Consider the following 17583-nt stretch of genomic DNA (forward strand, 5'->3'; position numbering starts at 1 on the left):
CGCGGCGTCATATCGCGCGTCGCATGCCGTCACGGCTCGTCACAGGCCGTCACGGTGCGCCCTCGGCCGGGGACGGCATACTGGACGGATGGCGAACAGGCGTGCGGTCGTGACGGGAGCGAGCTCGGGGATCGGCGCGGCGACGGTGCGCCTGCTGCGCTCGCGCGGATGGGACGTCACGGGCGTGGCCCGGCGGGCCGAGCGCCTCGAGGCGCTCGCCGCGGAGACGGGCGCCGACGTGTTCGCCGCCGACCTCACCCGGCAGGCCGACGTCGACGCCCTGGCCGCGCATCTCGCCGCGAGCGGCGGCGTGCAGGCGCTCGCGCACGTCGCGGGCGGCGCTCGCGGCACCGACCGCGTCGAGGACGGCGACGCCGACGAGTGGACGTGGATGTTCGAGGCGAACGTCCTGTCCGCGCAGCGGCTCGTGCGGGCTCTCCTGCCGCAGCTGCGCGACGCGGTGCGCGGGGGAGCGGGCCACGCCGACCTGCTCTTCGTCACGTCGACGGCTGCTCAGCGCGCGTATCCCGGTGGTGCCGGCTACAACGCCGCGAAGGCCGGGGAGTCGATGATCGTCGACGCCCTCCGGCTCGAGCTCAACGGCGAGCCGCTGCGCGTGATCGAGATCGCGCCGGGGATGGTGCGCACCGAGGAGTTCTCGCTCACGCGCCTCGGCGGCGACCGGGAGGCGGCGGAGGCCGTGTACGCGGGCGTCGACAGCCCGCTCTCCGCCGAGGACGTGGCCGACGTGATCGCGTACGCCCTCGAGGCGCCCGGGCATGTGAACCTCGACCTCGTGACCGTGCGGCCCGTGGCCCAGGCGGCCGCCCATCTCCTGCACCGCGGCCCTCTCGCCGTCCGCGAGAGCTGATCCGCACCATCCGCATGTCTCGTTTTCCTTGGTTTTCCGGCCCGGGAAGGCGCGACGACTGAGACACGATCGAAAGGAACGCCCGTGACCGACACTCCGACCGAGCGCCAAGTCCTCACCTGGGACGGCTTCGGCGCCGCGACGCGCGATCTCGCCCGCACGATCCTCGACAGCGGCTTCGAGCCCGAGGTCGTCGTCGCGATCGCGCGCGGCGGACTCCTCCCCGCCGGCGCCATCGCCTACGGCCTCGGTGCGAAGAACTGCGGCGCCATCAACGTCGAGTTCTACACGGGCATCGGGACCGTCCTCGATGCGCCGGAGGTGCTCCCGCCGGCACTCGACATGGAGTACCTCGACGGGCGACGCGTGCTCCTCGTCGACGACGTCGCCGACTCGGGGCGCACGCTCGCACTCGCCGTCCAGCTGCTCTCCGACAAGGGCGCCGACGTGCGGTCGGTCACGATCTTCACGAAGCCGTCGACGATCATCCAGCCCGACTACGCGTGGAAGGACACCGACCTCTGGATCGACTTCCCCTGGTCGGCCAGGGGCACCGTGCGCGAGGAGGACCTCGGCCTCGCCCCGACCGCGTGAGCGCGCTCGACATGGCAGGGCGCTCCCTTCCCGAGCTCGCCGAGGCGGGCCTCATCGACGCCGGCTGGGCGCACGCCCTCGCACCCGTGGCCGCCGACATCGCCGCGCTCGGCGACCGGCTCCGCGCCGAGGTCGCGGCCGGGCGGCCGTATCTGCCCGCGGGGGACCGCGTGCTGCGGGCGTTCCAGCGCCCGCTCGCCGACGTCCGCGTGCTCATCGTCGGGCAGGACCCGTACCCGACCCCGGGCCATCCGATCGGCCTGTCGTTCGCGGTCGAGCGGCACGTCCGGCCCATCCCGCGCAGCCTGCAGAACATCTACCGCGAGCTGCAGAGCGACCTCGGCGTCGCGCCCGCGCCCCACGGCGACCTCTCGGCGTGGAGCGACCAGGGCGTCATGCTCCTCAACCGCGTGCTCACGGTGAGCCCCGGTGCGCCCGCGTCGCACCGCGGATGGGGGTGGGAGCGGGTGACCGAGACCGCGATCCGCGCCCTCGCAGAGCGCGGCGGGCCGCTCGTGGCGATCCTGTGGGGGCGTGACGCCGCGAACCTCAAGCCGCTGCTGGGCGGCGTGCCGTCGATCGAGTCGCCCCACCCCTCGCCGCTCTCGGCGAGCCGCGGCTTCTTCGGATCGCGGCCGTTCTCACGAGCGAACGCGCTGCTCGCGCAGCAGGGCGCCGGCCCTGTCGACTGGACGATCCCCGCGTAGGCTGGACGCATGCTCGAGGAGGAATACCAGAAGCGCCGACGCCTGCCGCTGCACCTGCAGCGTCGGCCCGCCCCCGAGCGCCCGTTCTCGTACGAGATCCGCCCCGCCGAGATGCGCGACATCGAGGACATCCGCGAGATCTACAACTACTACGTGACGAACTCGGTCGTGACCTTCGACGAGAAGAAGTGGACGCATCGGCAGTGGAAGGAGAAGTTCCTCCACCTGCAGAAGCTCGACCTGCCCTTCCTCGTCGCCGTCGCGCCGACCGGGCAGGTGCTGGGCTACGCGCTCGTGTCGCCGTGGTCGGGCAAGTCGTCGTACCGGTACACGGTCGAGAACTCGATCTACCTCGGGCACGCCGCGACGGGCAAGGGCCTCGGCACCGCGCTCCTGGCCGCCCTCATCGAGGCGTGCGAGGAGAAGGGGCTCCGTCAGATCGTCGCGGTGATCAGCGACAAGGGCGCCGAGGGGTCGCTCGCGCTGCACGAGCGCTTCGGCTTCGAGGAGGTCGGGCGGATGGGCAAGGTCGGCTTCAAGTTCGACCGCTGGCTCGGCACGGTGTACCTCCAGAAGTCGCTCACGCCGAAGCGGAAGCGCGGCGTGCTCTCACGGGTCTTCGGCTCGGACGACTGACCGTCGTCAGGGCGCGATCGCGGTCCGCGGCGCGACGCTCGCGGGCTGCGCGAGGAGGAGCGCCAGGTGCTCGAGGCCCATCGCGGGCGCGACGAGCCGCTCCCACGGGTACCGCGTGCGCGTGGACGCGAGGAACGCGACCGCCTCGCGCAGGTGGCGGGGCTCGGAGCCGAGCACGCCGGTGATCGCGAGCCCGCGGCGGACGACGCGGTCCAGGTCGACAGGCACCGCGGCGGATGTCGCGGCTGCGCGCGCGAGGACGAGCCGGCCGCCGATCGCGAGCGCCGCGAGCGCGCCCGAGGCCGCCTCGGCCGCTCCCGAGAGCTCCCACGCGAGATCCGCCTCGCCCGGGCGATCCCGCGGCCCCACGACCGTCGTCGCGCCGAAGGCGAGCGCGAGCGAGCGGCGCGACGCGTCGGTATCGAGGACGACCACCTCGGACGCCCCGCTCTCGCGGGCGACCGCCGTCGCCGTGAGGCCGAGCATCCCCGCGCCGCAGACGAGGACGCGCAGGCCCGTGAGGTCGCCCGACGCCTCGCGCACGGCCATCGCGGTCGCCGTGGCGCCGCCCGCGGGCGCCGCGACGGCATCGCACAGCTCGTCCGGCACCCGCTCCACGGTCGCTCCGGACGGGAGGAGGATGTGCCGGGCGTAGGCGCCCGAGAGCGGCCACGGGCCGTCGATGGGCTCGCGCCCGATCTCGCGCAGCTTGCGGCAGCGCGCGACCCGTCCGTGTCGGCAGCGGTCGCACATCCCGCATCCGACGGATGGGGCCCAGACGACCCGATCGCCCTCGGTCGCCGGTGCGCCGACTCCCGCGGCGACGACGCGTCCGACCGCCTCGTGGCCGAGCACGGCAGCGGGTGCGCGGTGCGCGTCCGATGCGGTGCGGCGGTCGTCGCCGCTGACGGTCGCGAGGTCGATCTCGACGACGAGCTCGCCGGGCCGCGGCGCGGGCACCGGCAGCTCCTCGATCCGGATGCCGTCGGCGCCCCGCCACACGGCGGCGAGGGTCGTGGGCGCGGCGCTCACAGCGTGGCCGCGGCGGTCGTCGCGGGGCTGCGGTGCGGTCCGGCTGCGGCGCGCTCGATCGACATGGGGCGAGCCTGACGCGCGCGCGTGAACGGACGGCAAACGGATGGCGACCGCCCCGTGCCGCGGGCGCGTGCGGATGCCCCGTGCCGGGTCAGGCGCGCGGCTGGTCGATCGTCGGGATGGCCGCGAGCAGCCGCCGCGTGTAGTCCTCGCGCGGGAAGAGGAGCACCTGCGGGGTCGGCCCGTGCTCGACGACGCGGCCGTCCTTCATGACGACGACCGTGTCGCAGAGGTTCTGCACGACGCCGATGTCGTGCGAGACGAGCACGAGGGTCATCCGCTCGCGGGCGCGCAGGTCGGCGAGGAGCGCGAGGATCTGCGCCCGCACCGTGACGTCGAGCGCCGACAGCGGCTCGTCGCCTACGAGCGTCTCCGGGCGGTGGACGATGGCCCTGGCCAGGGCGATGCGCTGACGCTGGCCTCCGGAGAACTCGTGCGGGTAGCGGTCGGCCATGTCGGGCTCGAGGCCGACCTGCGCGAGCACCTCTCGGACGCGCGCCGCGCGGTCTCCCGGGATGCCGAGCGCCCACAGCGGCTCCTCGACGATGCGCGCGACGGTCATGCGGGGGTCGAGCGAGGCGTACGGGTCCTGGAAGACGATGCCCGTCGCGCGCCGCAGCCCGTGCAGCGCCCGCGCCGGGGCGCGGGCGTCGACCGGCCGGCCGTCGTACTCCACGGTGCCCGCCGTCGGGACGTCGAGCCCGAGCAGGAGGCGCACGAGCGTGGATTTGCCCGACCCGGACTCGCCGATGATCCCGACGGCCTCGCCGCGGCGGATGTCGAGGTCGGTCGGGTGCAGCGCGACGGTCTCGCGCCGCCGCTCGAAGAGCGTCGTGCGCGGATGGAGGTGCCGCCGCTCGAGCGCGCGCGCTCGCAGGAGGATGTCAGCCATGGCCATCCGCCCCCTTCGCCGAGCCGTCATCTCGCGGGGCGTTCTCCGCGCCCGCGGGTCGCCAGAGCGTCGCGGTCGCGTCGCGCAGGAGTCCCTGCGTGACGGGGTGCTGCGGCGCGGTGAGCAGCCGGGACACGGGCGCATCCTCGACGACGCGGCCGTCCTCGAGCACGACGCCGTGGGTCGCGACCTGCGACAGCACCGCGAGATCGTGCGTGATGAACACGAGCGACATCCCGTCGTCCGCGACGAGCGACAGGAGCAGGCGCAGCACCTCGGCCTGGATCGTGACGTCGAGGGCCGTCGTGGGCTCGTCGGCGATGAGCAGCCGCGGGCGGCATGCGAGCGCCATGGCGAGCGCGACCCGCTGGCGCTGCCCGCCCGAGAGCTGATGCGGGTAGCGGGCGACGATGCGCTCGGGGTCGGGCAGCGCGACGCGACGGGCCTCGGCGACGGCGATCTCCGCGGCCTCGCGCCGGGAGACGTCGCGGTGGATGCGCACGGCCTCCGAGATCTGGCGCCCCACGGTGCGGATCGGGTTGAGCGCGGTCTGCGGCTCCTGGAAGACCATGCCGATCTCGTCACCCCGCAGCCGCGCCATCTCGCGGTCGGGGATGCCGAGGATCTCGGCGCCCTGCCAGCGGACGCTGCCGCTCGCGGTGGCGGCCGCGGGCAGGAGGCCCAGGATCGCGAGCGCCGTGAGCGACTTGCCCGATCCGGACTCGCCGATGAGCCCGAGCCGCGCGCCGTCGGGCACGGCGAACGAGACGTCGTCGACGACGCGGCGACCGCCGATCTCGATCGTGAGACCCGAGACCTCGAGGCTCATGAGACCACCACCGGCTGATGCGCCTGCGGCTTGGCCTCGCCGCGGCGCAGGGTCGGGTCGGTCGCCTCGCGCAGGGCGTCGCCGAGGAGGTTCAGCGCGAGCACGGTGACCGTGATCGCGAGTCCCGGCCACAGCACCGAGAGCGGGTGCAGCGAGATGTAGCGCTGCATGTCGCCGAGGAGCAGGCCCCAGCTCGGCTCGGTGACCGGGGCGCCGAAGCCGAGGTACGACAGCCCCGCCTCCGCCAGCACGGCAGCCGCCATGGACCACGACAGCTGCACGATGAACACCGGCAGCACGTTCGGGAGGAGGTGGCGCGTGAGCGTCTGCACGGTCGTGAGCCCCGACGCGCGCGCCGCGAGCACGAAGTCGCTGCGCTGCACGCGGCGCAGCTCGGCGCGGGCGACCCGCGCGATGTTCACGCCGAACCCGATGCCGACCGACCACACGACGATCCACAGCGACGCACCCCACACGGCCGACAGCATCATGGCGATGAGGAGCACGGGGAAGGCGATGAGGATGTCGACGAGCACCGCCACGGCCTCGCGCACGGGCCGCGCGGTGAGGGCGCCGAGCGCGGCGAGCAGCACGCCGACGGCCGTCGCCACCGCGCCCGCGCCCGCCGCGACGAGCACGGTCGTGCGCGCGCCGACCATGAGCAGGCTGAGGATGTCGCGCCCGTTCGCGTCGCCGCCGAGCAGGTGCGGCCATCCGGGGCCCGTCCAGCGCGCCGCGAGGTCGACCGTGCGCGGATCGAACGGGGTCCAGAGCAGCGACACGAGGGCGACGATGCCGATCACGGCGACCGCGACGAGGCCGAATCGCCCCGTCCCCGTGCGCCACAGGCGCGAGAGCACGCGCGCGGGTGTCATGCGGCCTCCCTCTGCCGGGGGTCGATCACACGGTGCACGATGTCGACCGCGAACCCGATCGCGAGCACGAAGCCCGTGAGGACGAGCAGCTCGCCCTGCACCTTCACGAGGTCGCGCGCGCCGACATCCGCCACGAGCATCCGCCCGATGCCGGGGAGGTTGAACACCTGCTCGATGACGACAGCGCCGACGACGATGCCGGCGATCTGCAGGCCGAGCACCGTGATGATCGACAGGCCGACCGACGGCAGGCCGTGCCGGACGAGCGCCTGGGTGCGCGTGAGCCCCTTCGCCGCCGCCGTGCGCACGTGATCCTCGCCGAGTGCCTGCAGCGTCGCGCTGCGCACGAAGCGGAGGAGGAGCGCGCCCTCGACGACGCCCACCGTGAGGGCGGGCAGCGTGAGCGCTCGCAGCGCGGCGGCCGGGTCGGACCAGCCCGCGCGCGGGAATCCCTGCGCGGGCAGCCAGCCCAGGGTGATCGCGAACACGACGACGAGCATCATCCCGGCCCAGACGACGGGAACCGCGGCGAGCAGCTGCGCGACGACGCTGATCGAGGTGCCGACGGGGCGCCCGCGGCGGATGGCCGACAGGACGCCGAACGGGACGGCGATCGCGAGGGCGATGGCGAGCGAGAGCACGCCGAGCGGCACCGTCACCTGCGCCTTCGACGCGAGCTCGTCGGCGACCGGGGTGCCGGTCAGGAGCGACCGGCCCAGGTCGCCGCGCAGGATCCCGCCGATCCAGTCGGCGTACTGCACGAGGACGGGCCGGTCGAGGCCGAGGCGCTCGCGGATCGCCGCCACCTGGCCGGGGCTGCCCTCGGTGCCCGCGACGAGCTGCGCCACGTCGCCCGGCAGCACGCGCAGCGTCGCGAAGACGAGTGCGCTCGCGACGAGCAGCCCGAGCGCCAGCAGCGCGAGCCTCGTCAGCGTGTACCGGAGCACCGGCGGAGGGGCCTCAGTCGGCCAGCGTCACGGACGCGAGGTCGAGGCGGGAGTTGATCGAGTCGACGGGGAAGCCCGCGACGCCCGGCCCCACCGCGACGATCGTCTCGCCCGTGTAGAGCCAGTCGGCGGCGTGGTCCTCGGCGACGATCCGCGCGGCCTGCGCGAGCAGATCGGCGGACTCGTCCGGATCGATCGCGGCGATCGCCTGCGCGTAGAGCTCCTGGACCTCGGCGCTGTCGTAGTGGAAGTAGTAGTCGGGGTTCGCCCACGCTCCGAAGTCGCGCGGCTCGACGTGGTTCACGAAGCTCAGCTGGTAGTCGCCGTTCGTGTAGACGTCCTGCAGCCACGTCGAGAACTCGACGGGGTTCACGGTCAGCTCGACCCCGACGTCGTGGAACGCCGAGACGAGGAACGTCGACGCCGTCGTGCCGTAGAACGCGGGGATCGTGAGCTCGAGCTCGAGATCCTCCTGACCGGCCTCCGCGAGGAGCTGCCGTGCGCGGTCGGGGTCGAAGGGCGCCACGTCGGACAGGTCCTCGTAGCCCGGGTCGAGCTCGGGGATCGGGCCGTACTGGGTCACGCCGGCGCCCACGGCTTCGACGAGGGCGTCGTGGTCGATCGCGAGGCGCAGGGCCTCCCGCACGCGCGCGTCGTCGAGCGGCGCCTCGGCGCTGTTGAACGCGAGCACGTACTTGTCCGTGGTCCGACCGGTCGTGAGCGTGAAGCCGTTCGCGCCGTCGAGCTGCGGCGCGAGCTGGGGGTCGACGGCCGTGAGCACGTCGAGCGAGCCGTCGAGCGCCGCGTTCACGCCCGCGGTGAAGTCCGGGATGTAGCTCGCGACGACCTCGGCCACGCCCGCGGCCTCGCCCCAGTACTCGTCGAAGCGCTCCAGCACGATGCTCTCGCCCTGGTTCCACTCCGCGAGGGTGAACGGGCCGGTGCCGTTCGCGTCGCTCTGGAGGTCGGTCTCGTCGCCCTCGTCGAACACGAGGCCGGCGGGGCCCGTGAGCGTGAAGAGGAGGTTCTGGTTCGGCTCCGTCAGCTCGACGACGACGGTGCGGTCGTCGGGAGCGGTCACGGACTTGACGTTCGCGAGGTCGTCGTGGCCGACGACGGACTCGTCGGAGACGACCTCCTCGAGCGACGCGACGGCATCCTGCGCGGTGAGCTCGCCGCCGTCGTGGAAGACGACCCCCTCCTCGAGCGTGAAGGTGTAGACGAGGCCGTCCTCCGACATCTCCCAGGAGCTCGCGAGCGCGGGCACGATCTCGTTCTCCTGCGTGCGGGTCACGAGGCCCTCGTACACGTTGTCGACGAGGATCTGCTCGAGCGCGGCGCCCGAGGTGCGGCGGATGTCGAGGTTCGTCGGCTCGAGGACGAGGCCCACGCGCAGACTCGCGTCGGGGTTGGGCTCGCCCGCGGGAGCGTCGGAGGGCGACGTCTGCCCGCCGCCGGCGCAGCCGGCGAGGAGCACGGCGGGCACGAGGAGCGCTGCGGCGGACGCCGGGCGCGCGGGGATGCGGATCATGCTGTCTGCCGTCCTTCCGGTGCGGCGCCCGCCGAGGCGGCGAGACGCGCGATGAGGGATGCGAGGTCGGCGAAGGCGACCTCCTGCACGTTGTGAGGGGCGTCGAGCGCGACGACGTCGGCGCCCGTGCGCCGGGCGAACTCGTCGGCGTCACCTGACGTGACGAACCCGGTGGTGCCGCGCACGAGGGCGATCGGGGCGGTCACGCCGGCGAGATCCTCCCACCCGCTCTCGGGCGCAGCGGCGGGGGAGGGCGTCCCCGAGGACATAAGCTGGGCGAAGTGGTGGCGCCACTCCACCCGGCCGTCCTCGCGCACGCGGGAGTTGAGGAGGACGCCCCGCTCGGCCTGCGCGCGCGAGCCGCCGAGGCCGAACGCGAGCGCGCGCTCGACGAGCTCGTCGCGAGACGCGAAGACCGTCTCCTCGTAGAAGCGGCGGAGCATCGCCGGTCCGGCCGAGGTGTCGACGCCCGGCGTGATGTCGACGATGGCGAGGCGCGCGATGAGGTCGGGCCGTCGCGATGCCACGGCGGCCGCAGTGAGCCCGCCGAGGGACTGCCCGACGAGGACGACGGGAGCGTCCGCCCACGCCTCGATGCCGCGCACGACGTCGTCGGCGATCGTGCGGGAGCGGTAGTCCGCGTCGGCACGCCACGACGAGTGCCCGTGGCCGGGAAGGTCGATCGCGAGCGCGGGGAGGCCGAGCGCGATCACGGTCTGGTCCCACGTGTGGGCGTTGAGGCCGGCCCCGTGGAGGAGCACGATCCTCGGGCGCCCCTCGCCGTACGCGAGAGCGCTGAGAGCGCGTCCGTCGGGAAGGAGGAGACGCTCGCGTCGGCCGATCGGAGCGGGGCGCCCCTGAGCGGCGGCCTGCTCCGGCAGGAACGAGAACTCGTCGAACGCGTCGTCGGCGGGGGATGCCGCGTTCGCGGGGGCGATGCTCACAGGACTCCTCGATGGGGACGCCGAGCGGGACGCACGGGAGGGCTCCCGACGCCTCCATTCTGGCGAGGTCGAGGCCCGCCCGGGAAATCGCGGATCGAACTGCTCGTCGCGCAGCGGCAGATCTGAGCATAAGGTACGGAGCGGGTGGGTGGCGCTGCGCGATCTGCCGCCGAGCCGGGTCCGCCTCCGCGCACTAGGGTCGAAGCATGACCGAGCAGCGCGTGCATCTGTCCAAGTCGGCGATCGAGGCCTACAAGGCGCTCGACGCGTTCTCGCAGACCGTCGGCCGCATCGCGCGCGAGTACGGCGTCGACGACCGGCTCAAGGAGCTCGTGCTCCTGCACTGCTCGCAGCTCAACGGCTGCGCCTACTGCGTCCGCGTGCACGTGGATCGGGCCGTCGCCGCGGGGCTCACGGTCGACGAGATCGCGCAGATCGCGGTGTGGCGCGAGTCGGGCGTCTTCTCCGAGCGCGAGCGCGCGGCCCTCGAGCTCGCCGAGGCGCACACGTTCATCCACCGTGCCGGCATCCCCGATGACCTGTACGACCGGGTCGGCGCGGTGCTCAGCGAGCAGGAGTACGTCGCCGTCAGCTGGCTCAGCGTCTCGATCAACGCGTTCAACCGCATCACCGTCGCCGGCCGCTACCCCGTGCCGCCCCGCCCCGCGGAGAGCTGACCGTGCTGAGGTAAGGCAACCCTTCGCGCGGTGTAGACTGGCGTCGTCATGGAGAGCATCGAGACGACCCAGGAGCACGGCGACAAGGTCTGCCGTGCGTCGCGTCACGCGCGCGTGCAGCACCTCATCACGGCCGACGAGCGCTCGCTCGTCGACCTCGAGACGCTCGTCGCGACGCTGCCGATCTGCTCGACGGGCCGCATCTTCATCGAGGTTCCCGACGGGTCGTGGATCGGCGAGATCGCCGCACCCGCCCGGATGGTCGTGACGTGGCTCGACCGCTCCCGGCGTTCGGGCGCACCCGGCACCGGACGTGCCTGCGCGCCCGGCCAGGCGCTGTCCCGTGCGGTCACCGCGTGGGCCGACGAGATGATGTGCGCCGGCGACGACTCGACGCGCGTCGTGCTGCTCGGCGGCTTCCTCGGCACGGCCGACATCGTCGACCACCTGACGGGATCCCTCGGGACCCCGGCGGAGGCCATCCACGTGCCCGACGCCTTCGCGAGCCTCATCCGCTGACGTAGCCGCCCGCTTCCAGTCCGGCCTCGATCTCGAAGCGATTGCGCAGCGGGTTCCGTCCCGCGAGCAGGTACAGCACGGGCATGAGCACGCCGTAGCGGCGCCACTGCCGCAGGTGCACGGCCTCGTGCCGCAGGAGCCGGGTCGACACGCTCCGGTCGCCGGTCAGGAAGCACCCGCCCACGCACACGCCGCCGCGGGCGAAGGTCCACGCGGGCATCCCGCGGAAGACGAGCAGGCCCTCGCGGCGCTCGACGCGCCCGCGGCTCCACAGCGTCCCCCACAGCCATCCGAGCGCCGTCGCGGCGGCGCAGCCGACCGCGCTCACGGGGGAGTCGAGCAGCCATCGCGGGATGCGGGCGTCGATGCGCCGCCCGTGCTCGACCCGCAGCGCGGCGATCTCGCGCCAGTGGGCGGGAGCCGGATCGGCCGGGAAGCTGATGCGCATGACGCCATCCTGCCGCAGTCCGGGCGGGCGAGGGGCGGATGGCGCACGCGGGTCAGCGGAAGCGCGTGCGCAGCAAGGCGCCGGCGACCTCGATCTCGACGAGCGCTCCCTGCTCGACCGGGAACGCCGAGCGCGGCGCTCCCGTCATCACGACGTCGCCCGGCCCGAGCTCGATCCAGTGCGCGACGTACGCAAGGCAGTCCGCCACGGGCGCCGGGAGCTCGTGGGTGCCGGTCCGGACGCGCTCCACCCCATCGATGCGGACGGCGAGGTCGACCTCGTCGAGGTCGATCGCGGTCTCGATCCACGGGCCGAGCGGGGTGTAGCCTGCTCCGCCCTTGACCTCGAAGTTGCGCGGATCGGAGCGGTCGGGGCTCGAGACGTCGTTCACGGCGGTCACGCCGAGCACGTACGACGCCGCGTTCTCGGGCGTGAGACCGGCCGTGCTCCGCCCGATCACGACGGCGACCTCGCCCTCGATCACGGGGCGCCCGGCGTCGCGCCGCAGGGCGACCTCGGCGCCGCTCGCGACGACCGTGCGCGGGCTCTTGAGCCACGCGCCGACGGGCCCGCCCGGGTGCGCGGGCTGGGCGATCCCCACGACGACGCGGGGGTCGACGGGCGCCAGGAACACGGGGGAGTCGACGGGAGCGCCGAGCGGAACCGGCGCCGCGCCCGAGGCGAAGGCCGCGAACGGGTCGGACACGGGCTGCCAGCGCTCCCCGTCCGGCACCGCGTGCACGGCGCCGGACGGGGAGGCGATGCGGGCGATCCTCATCGCGCGTCGGCGATGACCACCGACACGAGGCCGGTGTCCTTCTCGTCGGTCGAGACGCGGACCGCGTCCTGGATGCGCAGGAGGTCGCGGCTGCGGGTCTCCGGGATGAGGAAGGTCGATGCCGTCGTGATCGCGGCGAGCGTGGCGAGGTAGAGGCCCATGACGACCCAGTTGCCGCCGGTCAGCGTGAGCAGCCACGTGCCGAGCACTCCCGCGAGGCCGCCCGCGAGCACCGCGGAGATCTCGCGCGCCATCGCGACGCCGAGGTAGCGGTGGCGGTTGCCGAACATCTCGGGCAGGAGCGCGCACTGCGGGCCGAGCATCGAGGCGACGGCGACGCCGATGCCGATCGCGATGACGGCCACCGTGAGAACCGGGTCGCCGAGCGAGAGCATCCACCACGCAGGGAACGCGAAGAGCAGCATGAAGACGGCGCCGAAGCGGTACACCGGGCGACGGCCGAACCGGTCGGACAGCCAGCCGGTGAGCGGGACCGAGAAGATGCCGATGAGCGAGCCGATCGTCACGCCCCACGTCGCGATGCCGCGGTCGACGGGGTTCGCGATGAACGTGCCGGCGACGAACGCGAGCGCGACGTTCTGGAAGATGTACGAGCCGCCGTTCTCGGCCATCCGCAGGCCGATGCCCGTGATGACGCCCGGCATGCCGGTCGTGAAGATGTCGCGGAAGGGGTGCGCGGCGACCTGCTCGTGCTTCTCGAGCTCGACGAAGGTCGGCGTCTCGCGCAGCCGCATGCGGATGAACAGCGCGATGAGGATGAGCAGGAACGAGGCGAGGAACGGCACGCGCCATCCCCAGGCGAGGAACGCGTCCTCGGGCATGAGCGACAGCCCGGAGAAGACGAGGGCCGCGAGGAGCGTTCCCGCCTGGATGCCGATGAACGGCAGCGCCGCGAAGAACCCGCGCTGGCGCACCGGCGCGTACTCCGCCATGAGCACCGTGGCGCCGGCCTGCTCGGCTCCCGCGCCGAAGCCCTGCAGGAGGCGCATGATCACGAGCAGCACGGCTGCCCACACGCCCACGACCTCGTAGGTCGGCAGGAGGCCGATGGCCGTCGATGCGCCGCCCATGAGGAGGATCGTCACGACGAGGACCCACTTGCGGCCGAGCCGGTCGCCGATCGTCCCGAAGAAGAACCCGCCGAACGGGCGCGCGACGAAGCCCACGCCGTAGACCGCGAACGCGCCGATCACGCCCATCGCGGGATCGGCGGGGTCGAAGAACAGGCGGTTGAAGACGAGGGCCGTCATCAGGCCGTACAACGCGAAGTCGAAGTACTCCAGCGCGCTGCCGACGCTCGAGGCGAGGGTGGCGCGCCGGAGGTTCGCGGCGTACTCGGGATCGTCGTACTGGGTCTTGGGGGCAGTCGGGGCTGCTGTGCTCACGTCATCTCCTTCGATGAGGGCGCTCGCGGGAGCGCGAGACGTGACCACCGTACCATAGATGGAACGGTGTGCAACATGTTGAACGCTCAGTCCGAGCTGGAGCCTCGCACGGCGAGCGGGTTCGTCAGGAGCGACGCCGCCGCGAGCAGCGCCTCGCCGACCTCGGCGACTCGCTCGGGAGTCGTCGCATCGGCGGGCAGCGCCGCGCCCATGGCGAGCGGCGGGTCGCTCGGATTCCATGGCGACAGGGGCACGGCGACGCCCGTGATGCCCGCGAACGACCCGCTCTCGTCGAGCGCATAGCCGCGCTCCCGCGCCTCCGCGAGGAGCGCGAGGAGGGCGTCGAGGCTCGTGACGCTGCGCTCGGTCACGGCCGCGAACGCCGACGGCGGCAGCTGGCGGGCGACGTCCTCGTCGTCGAGGGTCATGAGGATGGCCCTGCCGGTCGCGCTCTGCGCGGCCGGCAGGCGCGAGCCGAGGGGCGTGCCGAGGCGGTGCGGAGCGCGCCCCTCGTGGCGTGCGAGGTAGAGCACGTCGGCTCCGTCGAGCATGGCGATCTGCACGACCTCCCGGTGCAGCACCTCGGAGGCCGCGCAGATCGCGAAGAACTCGCGCACCTGGTTGAACTGCAGTGCGAACGCCCCGCCGAGCTCGGCGGTGCGCCGACCGAGCCGGAAGCCGCGCGCGTCGCGCTCGATCATGCCGCCCTCCTCGAGCGCCGCGCAGAGGTTCGCGGCGGAGGACTTCGCGATGCCGACCGCTCTGGCCAGCTCGCTGAGCGTCATCGGCGCTCCGCCGGAGTCGGCCAGCGCCGTGAGGATGCGCAGGGCGCGCGTGACGGCCGGCGCCGGGTCTCGATCGGGGGCAGTGGACATGGCGCTCCTTCGCGATGCCGGCGCTCGCGCGACCGGCCTAGTAGAACTCGACGGTGTCCACCACGTTACGCAGGGGCTCGCCGTCGAGCAGGCGACGCGCGTTGTCCGCGAAGAGGCGCATGATGCGCGCGTCCTCCTGCGTCGACAGCGCCGCGGTGTGCGGGCTCACGAGAACGCGCGGATGGTCCCACAGCGGGCTCCGGTCGGGAAGCGGCTCCACCTCGAACACGTCGAGCGCCGCGTACGATACCCGGCCGTCGTCGAGGGCGGCGAGAAGCGCCGCCTCGTCGATGACGCTGCCGCGCCCGACGTTGGTCACGATGACGCCCGGCTTGACCGCGCGGAGCACCTCCTCGCCGATGAGGTGCTCGGTCTGCGCGGTGCCGGGCAGGGTGACGACGATCGCGTCGACCTCGCCGACCGCGGATGCGAGCTCGTCCACGGGGACGATGCGCTCGACGCCGTCGACAGGGCGGCCCGATCGGCTCGTTCCCCACACCCGCGCGCCGAAGGCCGCGAACCGCGAGACGACGGCCTTGCCGATGCCGCCCAGGCCCACGACGAGCACGGTCATCTCGTCGAGGTGGCGCATCGTCCAGCGGTCGTCCCACGCGTGCTCGCGCTGCGCCTGCTGCAGGCGGGGAAGCTCCTTGGCGCCCGCGAGCACGCCGAAGACGGCGAACTCCGCGAGGGTCGAGCCGTGCACGCCCGCGCTCGTCGTGAAGACGACCCGGCCGAGCTCCTCCTCGGTGAGGCCCGCGGCCTTGACCTGGGCGCCGCCGCCGGCCGCCATGACGTGCACCCAGCGGAGGCGCGGATTCGCGCGCACCGTGCGGGCGAGGGCCGCCGGGTCGGTGTCGGGGATCGAGAAGAGGATGTCGGCCGAGTCGACGAGCGCGTCGAACGCCTCCTGCTCGGCGGGCGAGCGGACGTGGGCGGGGTCCCCGCCCCAGTCCGCGGGCCACCGCATGGGGCGGCACAGGCTCGGATCGCGGACGATCTCGAGTCGCGGCTCGCGCCGCTCGAGCTCGCGGCACAGCTGCTCCGACAGGTCGGTGGCGATGACGGCGCGCAGCCGTCCGGTGCTTTCGGTCATGACCATCCTCTTCGATGTGGGGTGGTGCCAGCATACCGGCTCGGCCAAAGTTCTGTACGACGTTCCATATTCTGGCCAAAACCCGTAGAGTCGGAGCATGACCGATGACGCTCATCCTCCTCTCCGCGTCGGCGTCGTGGGCCTCGGCGCGATGGGCCTGCCGATGGCCGAGCACCTCGTGGAGGCGCACGGCGCGCTCGCGATCACGGGCCGCACGCGCCGCCATCCGTCTCTCGAGAGCGCCGGCGCGACCTGGTGCGAGACGCCGCGCGCCCTCGCCGAGCGCAGCGACGCCGTGCTCGCGATGGTGCCCGACCTTCCCGAGCTCGAGGGCCTGCTCGAGGGCGACGACGGCCTGCTCGCGGGCGTCGCGCATCCCCTCCTCCTGCTCATCGGCTCGACGTCGTCGGCCACGCGCGTTCGCGCTCTGGCTGCGGACCTCGCGGAGCGGACGGATGGCCGGGTGCGGGTGGTCGACTGCCCCGTGTCGGGCGGGGAGGACGGCGCGAGGGCGGGGACGCTCTCGATCATGATGGGCGGCGACGAGGCCGACGCCGCGCTCGCGGCGCGCGTGCTCGGTCCCTGCGGGACGCCCGTGCGCCTCGGTCCGCTCGGAGCGGGGGAGGTCGCCAAGTCGTGCAATCAGCTCGTCGTGTCGGCGACGATGCTCGCGCTCGCCGAGGCCACCGTGCTCGCCGAGCGCAGCGGGATCGACCCCGGGCAGCTGTGGGAGCTGCTCGGCGGCGGCTACGCGGGATCGAACCTGCTCCGCAGCCGGCGCGACAAGCTCGTGGCCCGCGACTACAGCCCCTCCGGAGTCGCGAAGTACATGGTGAAGGACCTCGCGTTCGCAGATGACGTGGCAGCGGAGACGCGCACGCACCCCGTGCTGCTTCCGGCGCTGCGCGCCGCGTTCGACGAGCTCGTCGAACGCGGCCTCGGGGACGACGATCTCGTCGTGACGCGCCGCCTCGTCGAGGAGCGCTGACCCGGGCTCAGCGCGCGAGGGCGCCGATGAGGCGCAGGATCGTGCCCATGTCGTCGACGGCGGCAGCGGGCGACGACGGCGCGAAGCCCGCGACCGATGCGCCCGCGAGCGGCAGCGCCGAGCGCAGAGCCGCGATCGCCGCGACCACCTGGGAGGGCTCGAGGCCGAATGGCGTGGGGGCCGTGACCCCCGACATGTGCGCGGGGTCGAGGACGTCGAGATCGATGTGCACGTAGACGCGCGCCGCGCCCGTGGCAGTCGCGGCCTCGGCGAGGGCGTCGGGGGTGAAATCCGCGGCGGGCACGCGCCGGATCGCACTCGTCTCCAGGAAGTCGGCCTCCTCGTCCTCGAGGATCCGGGCGCCCGCGAGGACGACGCGGTCGGGCGTCACGGCGCCGCGGGGGAGCGCGAGCGTGGGCTCGCCGCCGCCGAGGACGCCGCGCAGCGACATCCCCGAGAACGCGCCGGACGGAGACGAGGACGGCTCGTGCAGGTCGGCGTGCGCGTCGAGCCACACGACCGCGAGGTCGTCGGCCGCGACGCGGCCGATCGCGGGCACCGCGACGCCGCAGTCGCCGCCGACGACGATGACCGGCTCATCGTCGTGCTCGTCGAGCGCGGCGCCGATGCCGTCGCGCACGCGCTGGAGGGCGCTCGCTCTGAGGACCCCGGTGCCCAGGGCGTCGCCCGCCTCGAGCGGGACGTCGATGCCGGTGCACGCGGAGCGTGGCAGGTCGCCGGCGATGGCCTCGGCGCCGTCGATGAGCGCCATCGCCCTCGACGAGGGGGAGCCCTGCCACTGCGGGACCACGAGGAATCGTGCCATCCTCCCATCCTGCCCCTGCCGGAGGGCGCGCGCGAGTGCGCCCGCGGAC

20 protein-coding genes are annotated in these 17583 nt (G+C 73.5%); 7 read left to right on the forward strand and 13 right to left on the reverse strand.

The window, feature by feature from the left end; translation table 11 throughout:
- Window positions 1-88 precede the first annotated feature (88 nt).
- The 4 genes from M1D46_RS07030 (at window position 89) to M1D46_RS07045 (ending at window position 2808) form a co-directional block, all read left to right on the forward strand.
- Window positions 89-871: an SDR family oxidoreductase gene (locus M1D46_RS07030; RefSeq protein ID WP_324012083.1), complete on the forward strand. Its 783-nt coding sequence runs from the start codon at window positions 89-91 to the stop codon at window positions 869-871.
- Window positions 872-955: 84 nt separating this feature from the next.
- Complete coding sequence (locus tag M1D46_RS07035) at window positions 956-1465, forward strand: phosphoribosyltransferase (RefSeq protein WP_456287011.1); 510 nt, start codon at window positions 956-958, stop codon at window positions 1463-1465.
- An 11-nt stretch (window positions 1466-1476) separates the two neighbouring features.
- Window positions 1477-2172, forward strand: a complete 696-nt coding sequence (locus M1D46_RS07040; protein ID WP_282978261.1) for a uracil-DNA glycosylase — start codon at window positions 1477-1479, stop codon at window positions 2170-2172.
- Window positions 2173-2181: 9 nt separating this feature from the next.
- Window positions 2182-2808: a GNAT family N-acetyltransferase gene (locus M1D46_RS07045; RefSeq protein WP_271172281.1), complete on the forward strand. Its 627-nt coding sequence runs from the start codon at window positions 2182-2184 to the stop codon at window positions 2806-2808.
- 6 nt (window positions 2809-2814) lie between these two features.
- Here M1D46_RS07045 and M1D46_RS07050 read toward each other — a convergent pair whose 3' ends face one another.
- The 7 genes from M1D46_RS07050 to M1D46_RS07080 all read right to left on the reverse strand — a co-directional run bounded on the left by M1D46_RS07050 (window position 2815) and on the right by M1D46_RS07080 (window position 9921).
- On the reverse strand, window positions 2815-3840 hold the full coding sequence (locus M1D46_RS07050; RefSeq protein WP_456287012.1) for an alcohol dehydrogenase catalytic domain-containing protein: 1026 nt from the start codon (window positions 3838-3840) through the stop codon (window positions 2815-2817).
- A gap of 154 nt (window positions 3841-3994) precedes the next feature.
- Window positions 3995-4795 (reverse strand): ATP-binding cassette domain-containing protein, encoded by an 801-nt coding sequence (locus tag M1D46_RS07055; RefSeq protein ID WP_282978154.1) that lies wholly within the window; start codon window positions 4793-4795, stop codon window positions 3995-3997.
- Window positions 4788-5624 (reverse strand): ABC transporter ATP-binding protein, encoded by an 837-nt coding sequence (locus tag M1D46_RS07060; protein ID WP_456287013.1) that lies wholly within the window; start codon window positions 5622-5624, stop codon window positions 4788-4790. Before M1D46_RS07060 ends, M1D46_RS07055 begins: the two co-directional genes overlap by 8 nt.
- Complete coding sequence (locus tag M1D46_RS07065) at window positions 5621-6499, reverse strand: ABC transporter permease (RefSeq protein ID WP_456287014.1); 879 nt, start codon at window positions 6497-6499, stop codon at window positions 5621-5623. Before M1D46_RS07065 ends, M1D46_RS07060 begins: the two co-directional genes overlap by 4 nt.
- Window positions 6496-7446 carry an ABC transporter permease gene (locus M1D46_RS07070; protein WP_271172276.1) on the reverse strand — a complete coding sequence of 317 codons (951 nt, stop codon included), beginning with the start codon at window positions 7444-7446 and terminating at the stop codon, window positions 6496-6498. Before M1D46_RS07070 ends, M1D46_RS07065 begins: the two co-directional genes overlap by 4 nt.
- Window positions 7447-7459: 13 nt before the next feature.
- Complete coding sequence (locus M1D46_RS07075; protein ID WP_456287015.1) at window positions 7460-8977, reverse strand: ABC transporter substrate-binding protein; 1518 nt, start codon at window positions 8975-8977, stop codon at window positions 7460-7462.
- Complete coding sequence (locus M1D46_RS07080) at window positions 8974-9921, reverse strand: alpha/beta fold hydrolase (RefSeq protein WP_456287016.1); 948 nt, start codon at window positions 9919-9921, stop codon at window positions 8974-8976. The genes M1D46_RS07075 and M1D46_RS07080 overlap by 4 nt, the downstream gene beginning before the upstream one ends.
- A 206-nt stretch (window positions 9922-10127) precedes the next feature.
- Here M1D46_RS07080 and M1D46_RS07085 point away from each other — a divergent pair, with 206 nt between their 5' ends.
- Together M1D46_RS07085 and M1D46_RS07090 are read left to right on the forward strand one after the other, a co-directional pair.
- Entirely contained in the window at window positions 10128-10598 is a 471-nt protein-coding gene (locus M1D46_RS07085; protein ID WP_282978144.1) for a carboxymuconolactone decarboxylase family protein, read from the forward strand.
- Window positions 10599-10646: 48 nt separating this feature from the next.
- Entirely contained in the window at window positions 10647-11117 is a 471-nt protein-coding gene (locus M1D46_RS07090) for an SIP domain-containing protein (protein ID WP_456287017.1), read from the forward strand.
- Here M1D46_RS07090 and M1D46_RS07095 read toward each other — a convergent pair.
- From M1D46_RS07095 to M1D46_RS07115, 5 genes are all read right to left on the reverse strand, one after another.
- A complete protein-coding gene (locus M1D46_RS07095) occupies window positions 11107-11565 on the reverse strand; it encodes a Fe-S oxidoreductase (RefSeq protein ID WP_282978142.1) in 459 nt (152 codons plus the stop codon). The two genes, M1D46_RS07090 and M1D46_RS07095, sit on opposite strands and share 11 nt — an antisense overlap.
- A 52-nt stretch (window positions 11566-11617) precedes the next feature.
- Window positions 11618-12343 (reverse strand): fumarylacetoacetate hydrolase family protein, encoded by a 726-nt coding sequence (locus M1D46_RS07100; protein ID WP_324012071.1) that lies wholly within the window; start codon window positions 12341-12343, stop codon window positions 11618-11620.
- The gene (locus tag M1D46_RS07105) at window positions 12340-13749 is read right to left on the reverse strand and encodes an MFS transporter (protein WP_421075608.1); all 1410 of its coding nucleotides are present in this window, start codon (window positions 13747-13749) and stop codon (window positions 12340-12342) included. The genes M1D46_RS07100 and M1D46_RS07105 overlap by 4 nt, the downstream gene beginning before the upstream one ends.
- A gap of 86 nt (window positions 13750-13835) precedes the next feature.
- The gene (locus tag M1D46_RS07110; RefSeq protein ID WP_271172268.1) at window positions 13836-14624 is read right to left on the reverse strand and encodes an IclR family transcriptional regulator; all 789 of its coding nucleotides are present in this window, start codon (window positions 14622-14624) and stop codon (window positions 13836-13838) included.
- A gap of 37 nt (window positions 14625-14661) precedes the next feature.
- Entirely contained in the window at window positions 14662-15720 is a 1059-nt protein-coding gene (locus M1D46_RS07115) for a D-2-hydroxyacid dehydrogenase (protein WP_282978137.1), read from the reverse strand.
- Between the two features lie 97 nt (window positions 15721-15817).
- On the opposite strand from M1D46_RS07115, the gene M1D46_RS07120 reads away from it, so the two are divergent.
- Entirely contained in the window at window positions 15818-16708 is an 891-nt protein-coding gene (locus M1D46_RS07120) for an NAD(P)-dependent oxidoreductase (RefSeq protein WP_456287018.1), read from the forward strand.
- Window positions 16709-16715: 7 nt separating this feature from the next.
- Here M1D46_RS07120 and M1D46_RS07125 read toward each other — a convergent pair whose 3' ends face one another.
- Complete coding sequence (locus tag M1D46_RS07125) at window positions 16716-17534, reverse strand: arginase family protein (RefSeq protein ID WP_456287019.1); 819 nt, start codon at window positions 17532-17534, stop codon at window positions 16716-16718.
- Between the last annotated feature and the right edge of the window lie 49 nt (window positions 17535-17583).

This window comes from Microbacterium sp. JZ70 (assembly GCF_053903225.1).

Excerpts from the sequence above, each read along its gene's own strand:
- M1D46_RS07115 (WP_282978137.1), bottom strand. The coding sequence starts at position 15,720 with ATGACCGAAAGCACCGGACGGCTGCGCGCCGTCATCGCCACCGACCTG.
- M1D46_RS07100 (WP_324012071.1), bottom strand. The coding sequence starts at position 12,343 with ATGAGGATCGCCCGCATCGCCTCCCCGTCCGGCGCCGTGCACGCGGTG.
- M1D46_RS07085 (WP_282978144.1), top strand. The coding sequence starts at position 10,128 with ATGACCGAGCAGCGCGTGCATCTGTCCAAGTCGGCGATCGAGGCCTAC.
- M1D46_RS07090 (WP_456287017.1), top strand. The coding sequence starts at position 10,647 with ATGGAGAGCATCGAGACGACCCAGGAGCACGGCGACAAGGTCTGCCGT.
- M1D46_RS07030 (WP_324012083.1), top strand. The coding sequence starts at position 89 with ATGGCGAACAGGCGTGCGGTCGTGACGGGAGCGAGCTCGGGGATCGGC.
- M1D46_RS07075 (WP_456287015.1), bottom strand. The coding sequence starts at position 8,977 with ATGATCCGCATCCCCGCGCGCCCGGCGTCCGCCGCAGCGCTCCTCGTG.
- M1D46_RS07045 (WP_271172281.1), top strand. The coding sequence starts at position 2,182 with ATGCTCGAGGAGGAATACCAGAAGCGCCGACGCCTGCCGCTGCACCTG.
- M1D46_RS07095 (WP_282978142.1), bottom strand. The coding sequence starts at position 11,565 with ATGCGCATCAGCTTCCCGGCCGATCCGGCTCCCGCCCACTGGCGCGAG.
- M1D46_RS07055 (WP_282978154.1), bottom strand. The coding sequence starts at position 4,795 with ATGGCTGACATCCTCCTGCGAGCGCGCGCGCTCGAGCGGCGGCACCTC.
- M1D46_RS07120 (WP_456287018.1), top strand. The coding sequence starts at position 15,818 with ATGACCGATGACGCTCATCCTCCTCTCCGCGTCGGCGTCGTGGGCCTC.
- M1D46_RS07040 (WP_282978261.1), top strand. The coding sequence starts at position 1,477 with ATGGCAGGGCGCTCCCTTCCCGAGCTCGCCGAGGCGGGCCTCATCGAC.
- M1D46_RS07065 (WP_456287014.1), bottom strand. The coding sequence starts at position 6,499 with ATGACACCCGCGCGCGTGCTCTCGCGCCTGTGGCGCACGGGGACGGGG.
- M1D46_RS07125 (WP_456287019.1), bottom strand. The coding sequence starts at position 17,534 with ATGGCACGATTCCTCGTGGTCCCGCAGTGGCAGGGCTCCCCCTCGTCG.
- M1D46_RS07110 (WP_271172268.1), bottom strand. The coding sequence starts at position 14,624 with ATGTCCACTGCCCCCGATCGAGACCCGGCGCCGGCCGTCACGCGCGCC.
- M1D46_RS07060 (WP_456287013.1), bottom strand. The coding sequence starts at position 5,624 with ATGAGCCTCGAGGTCTCGGGTCTCACGATCGAGATCGGCGGTCGCCGC.